We start from the raw sequence: 15,183 nt of genomic DNA on the forward strand, positions 1-15,183 counted from the left end.
TTTAACTTTTAAAAAAAAACTCCCATATATAATTTAATATGCTATGGAAGTTTTTAAACTAAAACTAACTCTAATAACTATCTTACGAAGGCATTTGCCATTCCACCGTCAACATTGATGATGTTTCCGGTACTTTTATCTAAAATACCCACTAAAGAGAATACGCCATTGGCGATATCCGTAGGGGTGATTATTTCATTTAATAAATTTCTTTTGGCATAAAATGCAGGTAATTCTTCAACTGTAATACCATTGGCTTTTGCTCGGCCTTCTGCCCATGCACCTTCCCAGATTTTACTTCCTACAATAACACCATCAGGATTTACTGTGTTAACTCTGATTTTATCTTTTGCTAATTCAGCAGCCAATAAACGTACCATATGTTGCTGAGCTGCTTTTGCCGTTCCATAGGCCACATTATTTGGTCCTGCTACCAATCCATTTTTACTTGCAATGGCAATATAATTTCCACCAAGACCTTGTTTGCGCATGATTGCCGCCGATTGTTTTGCTAAGTCAAATTGACCTTTTACCAAAATGCTTTGCAAAATATTCCAATCTTTATCAGTCGTATCTTCCAAAGCTTTCGAAATTGCCAATCCGGCACTGTGTACCACAATATCGACACCACCAAACTCAATACATGCTTTTTTGTAGGCAGATGCAATAGATTCTGTATTGGTAACATCGCAAATGGCATATGTTGATACATCTCTTTTATAGGTAGCATGTGCTTCTTTTAAACTGTCTTCATTAATATCGGTTAACACAACATTGGCACCTTCTTCTGCTAATTTATCAGCAATAGCTTTTCCAATACCACCACCAGCACCAGTAACAAAAGCTACTTTTCGCGATAACGGTTGCTCTTTTGGCATACGCTGTAGTTTAGCTTCTTCCAACAGCCAGTATTCAATATCAAAAGCTTCTTGTCGCGGAAGTGATGTATACTCTGTGATGGCTTCAGCACCGCGCATTACGTTAATGGCGTTAATATAAAATTCACTAGCTACACGTGTAGTTTGCTTGTTTTTTGCAAAACTGAACATTCCAACACCAGGATAGATAATGATTACTGGGTTTGGATCACGCATGGCCGGACTATTGTCTTTTTTGCACGTATTATAATAATCAGCGTATTCTTGCCTGTATTGCTCGAAAGCTGGTTCTAATTTTTTTAGAATGGCATCGGCATCAGATAGGTCTTCATTTGCATCTAAAGTTAAAACCAAAGGTTGGATTTTAGTACGCAAGAAGTGGTCTGGACATGATGTTCCCATTGGGGCCAAACGTTCTAAATCGTTGCTGTTGATGTATTCCATAACCACATCGCTATCAGAGAAGTGACCGATCATTTGGTTTTCAGAAGAACATAAGCCTCTTAATAAAGGCATTAACTGAGCTGCTTTTTCTAAACGTTCTTCTTTTGGCAAGCTCTCTATTTTTTGTCCTCCGAAAACAGAACCTTTTTCAGCAATCTTTTTATTGATGTATTCAGAAGCCATTTCAATAACTTCTAAACTGTTCATATAACATTCGTATGAAGTATCTCCCCAAGTAAATAATCCGTGGCTGCCTAAAACAATACCTCTAATGCCTGGGTTATCGTTTAAACATTTTTCCAACTGTAAGCCTAAATCGAAACCAGGACGTTGCCATGGCACCCATCCCATGGTGTCGCCCCAAATTTCTTTGGTTACCTTTTCACTGTCTTTTGCAGCTGCAACGGCAATAAGTGCATCTGGATGCAAATGGTCTATATGTTTAAAAGGTAGCAACCCGTGCAAAGGCGTATCGATAGAAGGCGCTTTACTGTCCAAATCGTAAATACAGTGGTTAAAAAGCCCTACCATACGGTCTTCATCTTCTAAGCCTCCATATACGTTTTTTAAATCGCGTAATCTATTGGTATACAAACCAGCAATTCCAGAACGTGTTAACGTACCAATGTCTCCACCGGAACCTTTTACCCACATCACTTCAACTTCTTCGTTTGTTAAAGGGTCTTTTTCAATGGTTTTGCAACTGGTATTTCCACCTCCATAGTTTGTAATTCTTAAATCGGCCCCTAAAATATTTGAGCGATATAAAAATAAAGCTACTTGGTCGTCTCCTAAGCTTTCTGCTTTTTCATTATCCCAAAGATAATCTACGTATTTAAAGTTTTTTGTTGCTGTACTCATGTTGTTTTTAAAAAGTTATGATACAAAAATATATTAAGATTAAAATGATTCTATCCTGTACTGTACTGTAATTTTAGATTTGTATAGTAAATGGACTTTAAGATTTAAAAAAAATGAATATAAAGTTACAAAATTTTAGGTTTTATAAGGTGGTTAAACGTTTAAATTAATAAACTTAGAGAACATATAATAGACATAAGGAAAGACACTTTTTTAGTTGCTACAAAATAAGGGGCAGCGATAAGGAAATAGCCAAATATATTGGGTTGGGTTGGGTCTCTTTAATCGTTTTGGTTTTCGGACTTCTTTTGTTCCCTTTTTAATTTTTTAAAGTACCTGCGAGTTAAAAAATTATGCTTGAAGGCCTCCATGTTTTGATTAAACTTTTCGGAACCTTCATTAATGTTTTTTATTGTTTGTTCGATATTTTTTACAAATTCTTCATCTTTAAAAAGGTATTCAACAGCGCCATTTCCATTTCTGTAATCGGTAATAATTATGTTTAAATGGTCAATAACCGTTTTAATATCTTCTGTGGATGTTTCAAGGTTCGTTAGTATTAAACTTACTTTTTGTGCTTCGATAGAGTCGTTTAATAATTTTCCGGCAACACTTTCGTTAAAATTAACTGTACTTATAATAGTATTAAGATCTTTCATTGCCTTGTTTGCTTCAATACTCATAATGCGCAATTGGTTAACAGTTTGCTTTAAATTATAAGATACAACGGTATCGTTTATAAGCATTCCAAAAGTTCCTTTGCTGTCAGACATAGCATCTGCTATTTTGAGCAATTTAACTGTCAATAAAGCTGCATTTTCGTTAGTTACATTTAAGGTGTTTAGCATTTCTCCTGTTCCAATTTTAGTGTAACTTTTAATAATATCTCCAGAAGAAATATTATTTGCATCACCTTCGCCAGGTATGATGTTAACAATCATATTTCCTACTAATCCATCTGTGCCAATAGTCGCGATAGCATTCCTTTTAATATGTTTTACCATCTTTTCTTCTATAACCATGTTTACATTGATGGTAGAATCGTTTATCATTGAAATGGTTTTTACGGTTCCGATATTAATTCCCGAATACCGAACGTTATTACCTTGCATTAATCCATTTACATTGTTGAAATTTGCGCTAATTGAAAATGTTTTTACAAACATGTTTTGGCGATTGCCAATTAAATAAACGGCAACTACAAAAAGTATTAGCCCAATGATGATAAAAATGCCCAACTTTAGTTTTTGACTGCTTGTCTTTCTCATAACTCTCGTATTTATTTAAAGAATGCCTTTATTTTTTCATCGTCTGATGCCTTTAATACGTCAAAAGTTCCTTCAGCATAATTAACACCATCTACCAATAGAATTATTCGTTCCGATACCACACGAGCACAATCTACATCGTGGGTAATAATGAGCGACGATGTTTTATATTGATGCTGTATTCGCCGCATAAGTTCAATAATTTCTTTGGATGTTATGGGGTCTAATCCGCTTGTGGGTTCATCGTATAAAATTATTTTAGGTTTTAATATTAGAGCTCTTGCTAATGCCACCCGCCTTTGCATACCACCGGAAAGTTCAGAAGGCATTAAATCAATAGTATCAACCAAACCAACGCTTTCCAAAGCTTCAATAACCAATGGTGTTGTATCTGTGATATCTCCAAATTTGTGCTTATGCCGTCTTAAAGGGAATTCTAAATTCTCCTTTACCGTCATAGAATCATACAACGCACTACCTTGAAATAGAAAACCAATTTCTGTTCTTAATTTATCCAAATCTATACGGTTTAGTGCATTAATGTCATTTCCCATAACACTAATACTGCCTGAATCTGGTAGCATTAAGCCAACCAAGCACTTTATCATCACCGATTTCCCTGATCCTGATTTACCCATTATCACAAGATTTTCACCTTCAAAAAGCTGGAGATTAAACCCATTTAATACGGCATTTTGACCAAATGATTTTTTTAATTCCTTAATTTCCAGTATGGGCTGTTTAGAGCTCAAACTTTCAGTTAAATCCAGTATGTTTTGATTTTTATACATTTTTAAATTTCAAAGAATATATCTGTAACAAATACCGCTATAAAATCTATTATGAACAGGAGCATAGACGAAAATACAACGGCAGAATTCGCCGCTACACCAACGCCAACAGTACCTCTGTTGCAGTAATAGCCTTTAAAACACCCCACTAAACCAATGGCGAACCCAAAGAAATAGGTTTTTATGGTTGCCGGAATAATATCTCCAAACGTTAAGGCATTAAATACTTTGTTGAAATATAGCTGAAACGACACATCGCCTTTTAAGTTTTCAATGATATATGACCCGTATAAAGCAATAGAATCACCTATAATCACCAAAATAGGAAGCATTACTGTTGCTGCCACAATTCTGGTTACAACAAGAAATTTAAATGGATTGGTACCAGAAACTTCCATGGCATCAATTTGTTCTGTAACACGCATAGAACCTAATTCTGCACCAATTCCAGAAGCAATACGCCCTGCAAAAGTTAATGCTATGATTACCGGTCCAATCTCTCTAATTATAGATATGCTAACCATAGATGGCATCCATGATTCTGCACCAAACTCCTCTAGTGTGGGTCTAGTTTGCAAGGTTATTACTAAACCTATAATAAAGCCGGTAACACCTACTAGTAGGAAGGAGCGGTAGCCTATGTTATAGCATTGTCTTAATAATTCACTAAACTCAAAAGGTTTATTGAAAAGTTCTTTAAAAAACCTTTTGGTAAAATATACTAGTTCACCAATTTCTGAGAAAAATTGCGTTATTTTAAATGAGCTTAGCATGACATATTTTTCGGTATTTAAAGTTATTATACTATCAATACATATAAAATGATTAAAATCATATAGTAATAAGTAAAATTCAGAAGTTGTTTTGTATGATTTTGAAAACTGATAAATATCATTGCACAAACCCTATTTTGTTCAGATATTTAGAAAAACCATAAATTTAAGAGTCATGAAAAATAAGGATATCCATTTTGTCGATAAGGTTATAGATGCCCTTAGAAAATCGGCAACAGAACTTGAGGAGTTTCAGGTGCAAGCAGCTCTTGGAAAAGCAGAAGCTCAAGATAAATATGAAGAGGTTAAAAAACAATTTAACCAATTTATTCACGACAGCGAATTCAAAATAAAAGATGTGAAAGTGAAAATTGAAGAACTGCACACTAAATTTGACGAACTTCGGGTGCAACTAGCGTTAGGAAAAGCAGAGACTAAAGAGGTTTTTAATAAACAAAAAAAGCAATTGCTCTCCATAATACATGATATTGAAGTGAAGATAAAAACCAATGAAACGTTAAATAGAATGTACGCTTTAACGCTTATTGAGATAGAACAATTTAAAATACAGTTAGAGATTTTAGAACAAAAATTCAAAAAAGTAAAACCAGAAGCAAAAACATCTTTCGAACAAGGGAAAAAGGACTTTAATTCTTTTATTGATAAGCTTAGAGGTAAATATGCCGAGAAAAAAGAAGAAACAAAATTAGAACATTTTCAAAGCGAAATTTCAGAGGCTTTTGGTCATTTTAAGAAAGCATTTTCTAAGCCCTAAATGCATTATGTTATTAACTAAAAAAGCACAATTTTTATTGTGTTTTTTTAGTTGGTATACCAAATTAAGGTTTGAACATAATCAATAATCATAATCGCCTTTTTTGATATTATACAACATCCCAAAACCTAAAATTATCGCTATTATAAAACTCATTAGGCCTAATAGTGAAATACCTTTCCAAAGTGGGGATATTTTGAATATAATGAATAGCGATGCGCCAACAATAAGAGCTACCACAATAAACGCCGTGATTAATTGCTTTGTTATGCGTTGCAACGTATGAACCACTGGATCTATGCCTTTGTGGGTTATATCAACTTTTATTTTACCTGAATTTATTTTACGTATGGCATTTTTAAAATCTAATGGAAAGTCTTCAATGTAATCAGTAAATTCTACTATTGAATTAATAACCTGTTTTCCTATTTTGATGGGGTTGTATTTATTGGTAGCACTCCTTTTAAGATATGGTTTTACGATCTCAAACTGTTCTAAATTTGGATCTAGTTTTTCAATTACACCTTCAATGGTAACTAAAGATCGAGCAAAAAGGAAAAAATATGTAGGTACAATTAAGCCGTGGGCAATGATGATGTCTTTAAGTTCTAATAGAACAGTGCTCATTTCGTTGTCATGGATATCCCTAACATAATATTTCTCTACAAATTCGTTTATATCAAACTCTAAATCCCTCCTGTTCATTATGGGCGCATTATTTGAGAGCAATTGTAACACCTTAATTATTTTTTTTACATCCTTATGGATAATGGCTATGAATAGTCTTCCAAAAATGGATATATCCCTAGGTAACATGCTGCCCATCATTCCAAAGTCCAAATAACAAATATGGTTATTAGGTAACACCAGTAAATTGCCCGGGTGGGGATCGGCGTGAAAGAAGCCATATTCAAAAACTTGTTTAAAATAACTAATACTTAGCCTTCGTGCTATAACAGATGTGTCAATGTTTTTAGACTTAAGCTCATCCGTTCTGTCGATTTTAATGCCAGAAATAAATTCTAAAGCCAATACTTTTGAGGTTGTAAATTGTAGATATACTTTTGGAGCCTGAGCAAATTGCTCTAAAGAATCGTCCTTTTTTAAATTATTATAGAACCGTTGGACATTAATTGATTCATGTATAAAATCGAGTTCTTTTAAAATAGAAGTTTCAAAATTTTTAACCAGACCAATGGGGTCAAAGCTTTTTAAAGAAGGTATTCTTTGTTCTAAAACATGGGCGATTTTGTACATCACTTTAATATCTTCAATAATGACATCATAAATACCAGCACGCTGTATCTTTAATGCAATGCGTTTTCCGGAATGCAAAGTCACTTTATGCACCTGCGCCATTGATGCAGAAGCAAATGGCCTTGGCTCAAACCATGCAAATAGGTTTTCAGCTTTATCTTTTAATTCGGTTTCAACAACTTGTTTGGCTTCACTTTCGGGCATAGGGGGGACGTTATTCTGAAGTTTTACTAATTCGAAAGTCAATTCTAACGGAACTAAATCGGGTCGATTACTTAAAATCTGACCGAACTTGACAAAAGTAGGGCCTAGTTCTTCACAAACTAGTCTCATTTTAGCCCATTTACTGTATTTGGCCACGCGTTTTTTAGTAGAGTCCGGAATGAGTTTTTGAATAAAGCTATAGTGCCTGTTTTTCTCCAGGTATTGTACCAAATCTTCAAATCCGTATTTCATCAAAACCCTTAGAATTTGATTATATCTAGAGAAGGATCTAAATCGTTTTACTATATTGGTTACTATTCCCATGCTGTTAAGCTTCCAGTTTGTTTAGTCTAGCCTCTAATAGAGCGACAGATTTGTCTAACTTTTCAATTTTTTCATTTAGAGCTTTAATTTCATCTAGGTGTGCAACGTTTATTTTTTTGTAGAATTTAACAACTAATTCTTCAATTTTTTGGTCAAGTTCTTCTTTGAGCTCATGAGTTTTTAAAAATATTTTATCCATAAACTCTAGTTCATTGCCGTTTTCATCCAATTGCGGTTCTGCCATTGCTTTATTGATGTTTTCTTTGCCTTTTTCGGAATACTCATTTAGTTTTTCCAAAAATTTAGTGTCTCTAGCTAAAACATAAATGCTAGAACTTAAAGTAAGTAATTCTATTATGGTTTTAGTTTTCATGTCTTTATTTTTTAGTTGTCATGCCCAAAAAAGAATGGTATTTATATTTGATATTTGCACCAATAGTAAAACAGGCTAGAGGCTTTGTAGATATAACTTGTTTCAATATTAAAAGTATTAACAATTTCCTTTATTTAACATGATTTTTATCATGTTAAATTTGAGCTTAATGATTTAATTTTAAGGTGTTTGATAGACAAAAATATTTACGCCATGAAAACCAACTCGATAACATCAGTAATGACAAAAGATGTAGTTACAGTGTCACCTAATCAAAATCTGTTGGATGTAAAGCATATTTATGAGAAAAAGAAATGGCATCACCACATTCCTGTTTTAGAAAATGAGAAATTAGTAGGTATGGTTAGTTTAATAGACTTTATGTATAATATTGTTGGCGCAGGAATTAATGATGATAATGAGGTTTATAAAAAACTTAAGGTTAAGGATATTATGACCACAAAACCATTCTATTTAACCACGAGCTCCAGTATTAATGATGCAGCAAAAGTTTTATCTACAGAATATTATCATGCGATTCCTATTTTGGAGGCTGATAAATTAGTTGGTATTGTTTCTACAGCAGATATTATTAATTATTACTTGAAGAAAGCCGTTTAATTGTACAAAGCAATATGGCAGATAAAGGGATATGGTAATATAAACTAGAAGTAAATTTAATTTACCGCATCTTTTAATACAGACCACACATTTTCGGCTACAACTTTATGTCCTTCGGCCGTTGGATGAATACCGTCGTTCTGATTCAGCTCTGGAATTCCTGCGACATCTTTGAGTAGAAAAGGAATAAGCTTCAAGTTATTTTTTTCGGCAAGTTCAGGAAAAATATTCTTGAATTCAGAAGTATATTCCAACCCTAAATTAGGGGGGATTTGCATACCAGCCAAAATTATTTGGGTTTCAGGATTTTCCTCTTTCACAAAGTTTATAATGGCCTGCAAGTTTTTCTTGGTCTCGCTCAATGGCACACCTCGTAACCCGTCGTTAGCACCAAGTTCCAATACAATAATATCAACCTTTTGGTTCAGTATCCAATCAACTCTATTCTTGCCGCTGGCAGAGGTTTCTCCGCTTAAACCTGCGTTCACCACTTGATGTGGTAAATTTAACGAATCTATTTTTTCCTGTATTAAGGCAGGGAAGGCTTCTTCTGTATCTAATCCCATTCCTGCAGTTAAACTGTCACCAAAAAACAAAATAATCTTGTCTTTAGAGGCTGTAGCTTGCCCAACTTCGTTAACTTCGGTATTATCTTCGGCTCTTTCAGTTGTTTTATTGTTTGTTTCTTTACATGAAACAGTGATGGTTATCAATAAAAAATAACAAAACATTAACAGGTTTCGCATGGCATAAAAATTCATTTTTGAAATCATTTTTTTAATTTGTCGAAAATCCAAAACATCCTCTTAAAAAACGCTGATGGTAAATATATTAAACGTTACAAACTTAGAGAAAAGTTATTTTAGTGGTTCAAAAAAACTCACTATTCTCAAGGATATTAATTTTTCTATTGAAGCACAAGACACTTTTGCAATTGTGGGGCCATCGGGCAGTGGCAAGACTACATTATTGGGCATTTGTGCTAGTTTGGACCAACCAGATTCTGGCACTGTTGAACTATGTAATACCAAGACAAGCACCCTTAATGAGGATGAACGTGCTCAGCTTCGAAACCAAAAAGTTGGTTTTATTTTTCAGGACTTTCAATTGCTGCCAACACTTACGGCCTTAGAAAATGTGGCTGTTCCGCTTGAATTACAAGGAGACAAACAAGCCACTTTAAAAGCTACTACGCTTTTAGTAAAGGTTGGTTTGGCAGACCGATTGCACCATTATCCTTCACAATTATCTGGTGGAGAACAACAACGAGTGGCTCTGGCAAGAGCTTTTTCCAATAATCCAAGAATACTTTTTGCTGACGAACCTACAGGAAACCTAGACGCCGAAACAGGAGAAAAGGTTGAACGTTTGCTATTCGACCTTAATAAAGAATTAGGTACTACGCTCATTATAGTAACGCACGATATTGAATTAGCGAAAAAGGCCAAACACATGATTAAACTGAAGGGTGGACGTATTGTTGAAAATACAAAACTGGCCCAATGACACAACAAACATTTGATTCTAAAGTTGGTTTTGGCTGGATATTAAAAATGGCTTGTCGGGACGGCAAGTCAAGCTGGAAAAAATTAACACTTTTTATAGCCTCAATTGTACTTGGCATTGCTGCCGTGGTATCTATACAGTCTTTTAGTCAAAATTTGAAGGAAAACATTAAGCTCCAGTCAAAATCTTTAATGGGAAGTGACTATAAGATAGATAGCAACAAGCCACCTAATGAAGTTGTTTTGGCTATAATGGACTCTTTAGGAGGGCCAGATGCTCGTGAAATTAATTTTCCATCCATGGTAGCATTTCCTAGGCAAGGGGCTACTAAATTTGTGCGTATACGTGGTATTGAAGGCGGTTTTCCCTTTTATGGGGCTTTGGAAACTGAACCACTAGAAGCCGCTAAAAATTATCAGGAAAAAGAAACGGCATTGGTTGATGCCACCGTTATGCTTCAATTTTCATTGAAATTAGGAGATTCCATAAAAATAGGAAAAACAACACTGCCAATTGGTGGTGCTTTAAAATCTGCACCAGGCAGCTCTTCATTTTTCAATAGCATGGCTCCGCCTGTAATTATTCCTTATGACTATATTGAAGCATCTGGACTTGTACAAACAGGAAGTCGATTGGATTACGAGTTTTATTTTGTTGCAAAATCAAATACGAATTTAAAACTTTTAGACGATGCGATAGACGATAGACTAGATGCCAACGATGCCGATTTGGATGTGCATACCAGTACCAGTTCTCGACTGGGAAGGCGTTATGATAATTTTGGTAAATTCCTCAACCTAGTGGGGTTTGTAGCTTTACTTTTAGGCTGTGTGGGCATAGCTAGTGCTGTTCATATTTATATTAAAGAAAAACTACGCTCTGTTGCTATTTTAAAGTGTCTTGGAGCGAGCAAAATACAAACGTTTTTTATTTATCTCATTCAAATTGCTTTTATAGGCTTAATAGGAGGTATTTTAGGGACTTTAGTTGGTGTGTTTTTACAACAATTTTTTCCTGTATTACTCGAGGGGTTATTACCAATAAATGTTCAAATAAGTCTCGTCCCCCAGGCTATTTTAGTGGGAGTCTTATTAGGAGTGTTCATGTCTATTTTGTTTGCTTTATATCCATTAATCGGCACAATCTATATTTCACCATTACGAGCCCTTCGCATTCAAGAAGAGACGAGCTCTAAATCATTAAAATCCGGTCTATTCGTGTTGGTCATTATATTTACTTTTATTCTTTTATTTGCGTTTTGGCTGTTGAAAGACATCGAATATGCATTGGCATTTTTAGTCGGTATTATTGTAACCTTTTCCATCTTAGGAGGGGTTGCTCATGGTTTTATGAGAGCCATAAAAAAATTCTTTCCATATTCTTGGGGTTTTGTGGCACGTACTAGCTTACTTAATTTATTCCGTCCTAAAAATCAAACATTAATTTTAGTAGTAACCATTGGTGTAGGTACATTTTTAATTAGCACCTTATATTTTAGTAAAAACCTTTTGCTTTCCCAAGCTTCATTTGAAGCTAAAACAAATAGCGCCAACATGATATTGCTCGATATTCAAAATAACCAAACTAATGGCGTTGAAGCAACAATAACCAATGAATCTTACCCCGTAATTGACAATATTCCAATTGTGACCATGCGTGTTCATAGTATTAAGGGCAAAACGGTCAATGAAATACGTAATGATTCAACAATAAGAATAAGCGGGCGGATATTAAACCATGAGTATAGGACCACCTATCGCGATTCGCTTTTATCCTCCGAAACCATACAACAAGGTGAGTTCACTCAATTTGTAACCAATTCAGATTTAGTACCTATTTCTATAAGTGATAATTTTGCAAGAGATGCTAAAGTGACTTTGGATGATAAAATCACGTTTAATGTTCAAGGGGTATTAATAAACACAAAAGTAGGAAGCGTAAGGGAAGTGGACTGGGGGCGTCCGCAGTTGAATTTTAACATTGTCTTTCCTAAAGGGGTGTTGGAAAAGGCACCACAATTTAGGGTTATATCAACTCGTGTTCCGAATGAGGAGGAATCAGCTGGTTTACAACAAAAATTGGTTAATAAATTTCCGAACATTTCCATATTAGATTTACGCCAGATTCTAAATGTTGTAGAAAAACTTCTTGATAAAATAGGTTGGATTATCAACTTTATGGCATTTTTCAGTATCCTAACAGGTGTTATTGTACTCATAGGTGCGGTGCGTACCAGTAAACACCAGCGTATTAAGGAAAGTGTACTGCTAAGAACACTGGGAGCAAAAAGCAACCAAATACTTAAAATAATAGCTTTAGAATATATGTTTTTAGGAATTATTGGGAGTTTAACCGGTATTTTACTTTCATTACTTGGTAGCCAATTGATAGGCTTATGGATGTTTGAAACCCCTTTTACACCGTCAATAGTTCCGTTTGTTGTAATCTTTCCTTTTATTACGATTTTGGTTCTTGTTATAGGGATCTACAATAGTAGGAGCGTTATTAAAAATTCGCCATTGGAAGTTTTGAGAAAAGAAGCTTAATAGAAATAAAAGGCTATCTGGAAATTAAAAGAGAGTAATTTTAATTGCTTGAATCTTAAAGTTATTGACCTAGACTATAATATCTCTAATCTCTATTAATTAATATTGGATTAATTCTGTTTATAGGGATATGATAAATATCATTTTAAAAATGGTAACTGAAGCCTAACTTTATTCAGTTAAAGAAAAAAATATGAAAACTATACTATATGCCACAGATTGTACGGATAATGATGCTTCATCGTTGAGGTTTGTTTACCGTTTTAGCTCTATTATGAAAGCAGATTTGCATGTTCTACATGTATATGAATTTCCTCCCATATCATTTTCATCAATAAAACCAGTAGAATCCCTAAAAAAAAGAATGCATAATGAACAGATGGATTTGGTGGACAAATATTGCAAGGTTAATTTAAAAAATGAATTCCAACAAAAGTCAATCACTACACACGTGGTTGAAAGCAATTCTATATCGGATAGTATTTTGCGACTTTCTAAAACACTAAACCCCGATTTAATTATTATCGGCATGAAAGATAGCTATAGTGCACGTGGGTATTTTTCCGGTAATATTGCTAATGCGCTACTAGATGATATAGAAATACCGCAATTAATAGTACCAAATAGAATGACTTATAACACGATTTCAACTATAGTTTATGCTACAGATTTTGAGGAATATGATATTTTATCACTAAAGAAACTTGTGGAAATAGCAAAACCGTTTTCGGCATTAATAGAAGTTATACATGTTTATAAAACTTATGAGTACCCAGCGAAATTACTAATGAAACAATTTAAGGATAGAGTTTCGAAACAGTTGACCTATTCTGAAATAACATTTAAAACCATAGCGTCGACTAAAATAAAATCTGGGTTATTAAATATTGTAAATGAAGAAAATGCAAGTATGCTAGCTATGTTGGAGCGCAAACGCGATTTGAATCTTACCAATTTATTTTACAAAGATTTGGTAAAAGATATGGAATCCGATATTTCTATTCCTTTGCTAGTTTTTAAAAAGCCTAGTGTAAAGTCTGGAAATTTGACTTTTTCGATTGATGATGGAGTAAAGATGTATTAGATGTCATATATTATAGAATAACTGCAACAAATACTACCTGTTTTTAGTTTAACTTGGTCAGCCCTAATTGAGTTATGGACTTACTATATTAGACTGGACATTATGTTGCGAGATTTAGAGTTACATAAATTAACTTTGAATCATTGTATCTTCTTTATTGTTTTTAGATGCCGCTTCAGTCACTTCAAATAAATGCGTGCCATCTTCTGCAGTGACAGGAGAACATGTTTTTTTTAATGGTCTCATACATCCCATCATAATAGGGCATATAGTTGCCTTTTAAATAGCGTTATTGTAATTTTTGGTTTTAAAGAAGTTGTGTCTTTATTAAGCACCTCGCGTTTTCTAAAAGTTTAAATAGTTGAACCAATGGATAAGGGTTTCTTTTTACTCCGTTGGCTATCAGGAACAAAAATTGGGGTGCCTGTCTGTCTGTTACAGACATGGTTTTTGATTTAAACCAATTTATATCTTCGATAGGTGTAATGGGCTAATCACCTTTTTTATTTTATTGCATACAATAATGATTAATCTTATTGCCTTATTATAAGTCACTTACAACTAAAATTTTTAGTATTTAACCTTAATGGGATTATAAGGTCTTTCATCGACTTTATTTGTGCTTTGCCTTCAATATAACTACTTTAATTGTATGTTCCATCTTTCGATTTTTAAAGTGCATTAATTGTAAGTTAAAATTCATGACCTAACCGCTTAGGGTACTCCAATATTTAGAGATTTATATTAAATATAGGAGATACATATGTATATGTTATGTTAATATGTGATATGGGCGATGAAAAAAAATTACATTTACATGTTTCTTTGTGTTCTAGGCACTCTATTATTATCCAGTACTTTATTGGCTAATAATATTTACTTAGATCGAAATCCTGTATCTTCAAATTACTATAGCCCCTACTATGGTTTAATATCTGATTATGTTAAAGTGTTTGGTGTTGGTAATGCCTATAATCTAAAAGCGGAATTCATAAGCTCTAATGTGCTTATTGTTATAGACAATCCTGCTTCTGATTTAACTGTTGAATGTGATGGCTCCGGAAATGCATCTGAACTTAATAATTGGTTAAGCTCTAATGGTGGTGCAACTCATTCTAGTGGTTGTGCTGGTATAGTAACATGGTCTAATGACTATGACCCCATAACAAATCCTGTTAATGATGATTGTGGTACAACAGGCTCAGTAACAGTAACCTTTACTGCTACTGATACTTGTGGAGATCCTTTTTCTGCTAATACGACAGCTACTTTTACAATTCAAGATACCACAGACCCTAGCATAGATACCGCTGCATCTGACCAAACTGTTGAATGTGATGGTGCCGGTAATGGAACTGCTCTTACTGCATGGTTAAATTCTAATGGCGGCGCTGCTGCCTTGGATACTTGTAGTAATGTAACTTGGTCAAATAACTTTACTGCACTTTCTGACCTTTGTGGAGGAACGGGTTCGGCGA

General features: G+C 34.1%; 13 protein-coding genes. 6 read left to right on the forward strand and 7 right to left on the reverse strand.

The window, feature by feature from the left end; translation table 11 throughout:
* Positions 1 to 77: 77 nt before the first annotated feature.
* From ACIEHO_RS06380 to ACIEHO_RS06395, 4 genes are all read right to left on the reverse strand, one after another.
* On the reverse strand, positions 78 to 2,183 hold the full coding sequence (locus ACIEHO_RS06380; protein WP_406969813.1) for a bifunctional aldolase/short-chain dehydrogenase: 2,106 nt from the start codon (positions 2,181 to 2,183) through the stop codon (positions 78 to 80).
* Between the two features lie 281 nt (positions 2,184 to 2,464).
* Positions 2,465 to 3,451 carry an MlaD family protein gene (locus ACIEHO_RS06385; protein ID WP_406969815.1) on the reverse strand — a complete coding sequence of 329 codons (987 nt, stop codon included), beginning with the start codon at positions 3,449 to 3,451 and terminating at the stop codon, positions 2,465 to 2,467.
* An 11-nt stretch (positions 3,452 to 3,462) separates the two neighbouring features.
* Entirely contained in the window at positions 3,463 to 4,242 is a 780-nt protein-coding gene (locus ACIEHO_RS06390) for an ABC transporter ATP-binding protein (RefSeq protein ID WP_406969817.1), read from the reverse strand.
* A gap of 2 nt (positions 4,243 to 4,244) precedes the next feature.
* Positions 4,245 to 5,015, reverse strand: coding sequence for an MlaE family ABC transporter permease (locus tag ACIEHO_RS06395; RefSeq protein WP_406969819.1), 771 nt, complete (start codon positions 5,013 to 5,015; stop codon positions 4,245 to 4,247).
* A 175-nt stretch (positions 5,016 to 5,190) separates the two neighbouring features.
* Here ACIEHO_RS06395 and ACIEHO_RS06400 point away from each other — a divergent pair, with 175 nt between their 5' ends.
* A complete protein-coding gene (locus tag ACIEHO_RS06400; protein WP_406969821.1) occupies positions 5,191 to 5,790 on the forward strand; it encodes a hypothetical protein in 600 nt (199 codons plus the stop codon).
* An 81-nt stretch (positions 5,791 to 5,871) separates the two neighbouring features.
* Here the strand turns inward: ACIEHO_RS06400 and ACIEHO_RS06405 are convergent, their stop codons facing one another.
* Together ACIEHO_RS06405 and ACIEHO_RS06410 are read right to left on the reverse strand one after the other, a co-directional pair.
* A complete protein-coding gene (locus tag ACIEHO_RS06405; protein ID WP_406969823.1) occupies positions 5,872 to 7,503 on the reverse strand; it encodes an ABC1 kinase family protein in 1,632 nt (543 codons plus the stop codon).
* Between the two features lie 76 nt (positions 7,504 to 7,579).
* Entirely contained in the window at positions 7,580 to 7,948 is a 369-nt protein-coding gene (locus tag ACIEHO_RS06410) for a hypothetical protein (RefSeq protein ID WP_406969825.1), read from the reverse strand.
* 213 nt (positions 7,949 to 8,161) lie between these two features.
* Between ACIEHO_RS06410 and ACIEHO_RS06415 the strand changes: the two genes are divergently transcribed.
* Positions 8,162 to 8,569 (forward strand): CBS domain-containing protein, encoded by a 408-nt coding sequence (locus ACIEHO_RS06415; RefSeq protein WP_406969827.1) that lies wholly within the window; start codon positions 8,162 to 8,164, stop codon positions 8,567 to 8,569.
* Positions 8,570 to 8,625: 56 nt separating this feature from the next.
* Here ACIEHO_RS06415 and ACIEHO_RS06420 read toward each other — a convergent pair whose 3' ends face one another.
* Positions 8,626 to 9,315 carry an arylesterase gene (locus ACIEHO_RS06420; protein WP_406969829.1) on the reverse strand — a complete coding sequence of 230 codons (690 nt, stop codon included), beginning with the start codon at positions 9,313 to 9,315 and terminating at the stop codon, positions 8,626 to 8,628.
* A gap of 73 nt (positions 9,316 to 9,388) precedes the next feature.
* Here ACIEHO_RS06420 and ACIEHO_RS06425 point away from each other — a divergent pair, with 73 nt between their 5' ends.
* The 4 genes from ACIEHO_RS06425 to ACIEHO_RS06440 all read left to right on the forward strand — a co-directional run.
* Positions 9,389 to 10,075: an ABC transporter ATP-binding protein gene (locus tag ACIEHO_RS06425; protein ID WP_406969831.1), complete on the forward strand. Its 687-nt coding sequence runs from the start codon at positions 9,389 to 9,391 to the stop codon at positions 10,073 to 10,075.
* A complete protein-coding gene (locus ACIEHO_RS06430; protein WP_406969833.1) occupies positions 10,072 to 12,621 on the forward strand; it encodes an ABC transporter permease in 2,550 nt (849 codons plus the stop codon). Before ACIEHO_RS06425 ends, ACIEHO_RS06430 begins: the two co-directional genes overlap by 4 nt.
* Positions 12,622 to 12,814: 193 nt before the next feature.
* A complete protein-coding gene (locus ACIEHO_RS06435; protein ID WP_406969835.1) occupies positions 12,815 to 13,705 on the forward strand; it encodes a universal stress protein in 891 nt (296 codons plus the stop codon).
* A gap of 796 nt (positions 13,706 to 14,501) precedes the next feature.
* A partial coding sequence (locus tag ACIEHO_RS06440; RefSeq protein ID WP_406969837.1) for a hypothetical protein occupies positions 14,502 to 15,183 on the forward strand: 682 nt, incomplete at its 3' end.

It is taken from the genome of Flavisericum labens (assembly GCF_045446075.1).
Lineage (GTDB): Bacteria > Bacteroidota > Bacteroidia > Flavobacteriales > Flavobacteriaceae > Flavisericum > Flavisericum labens.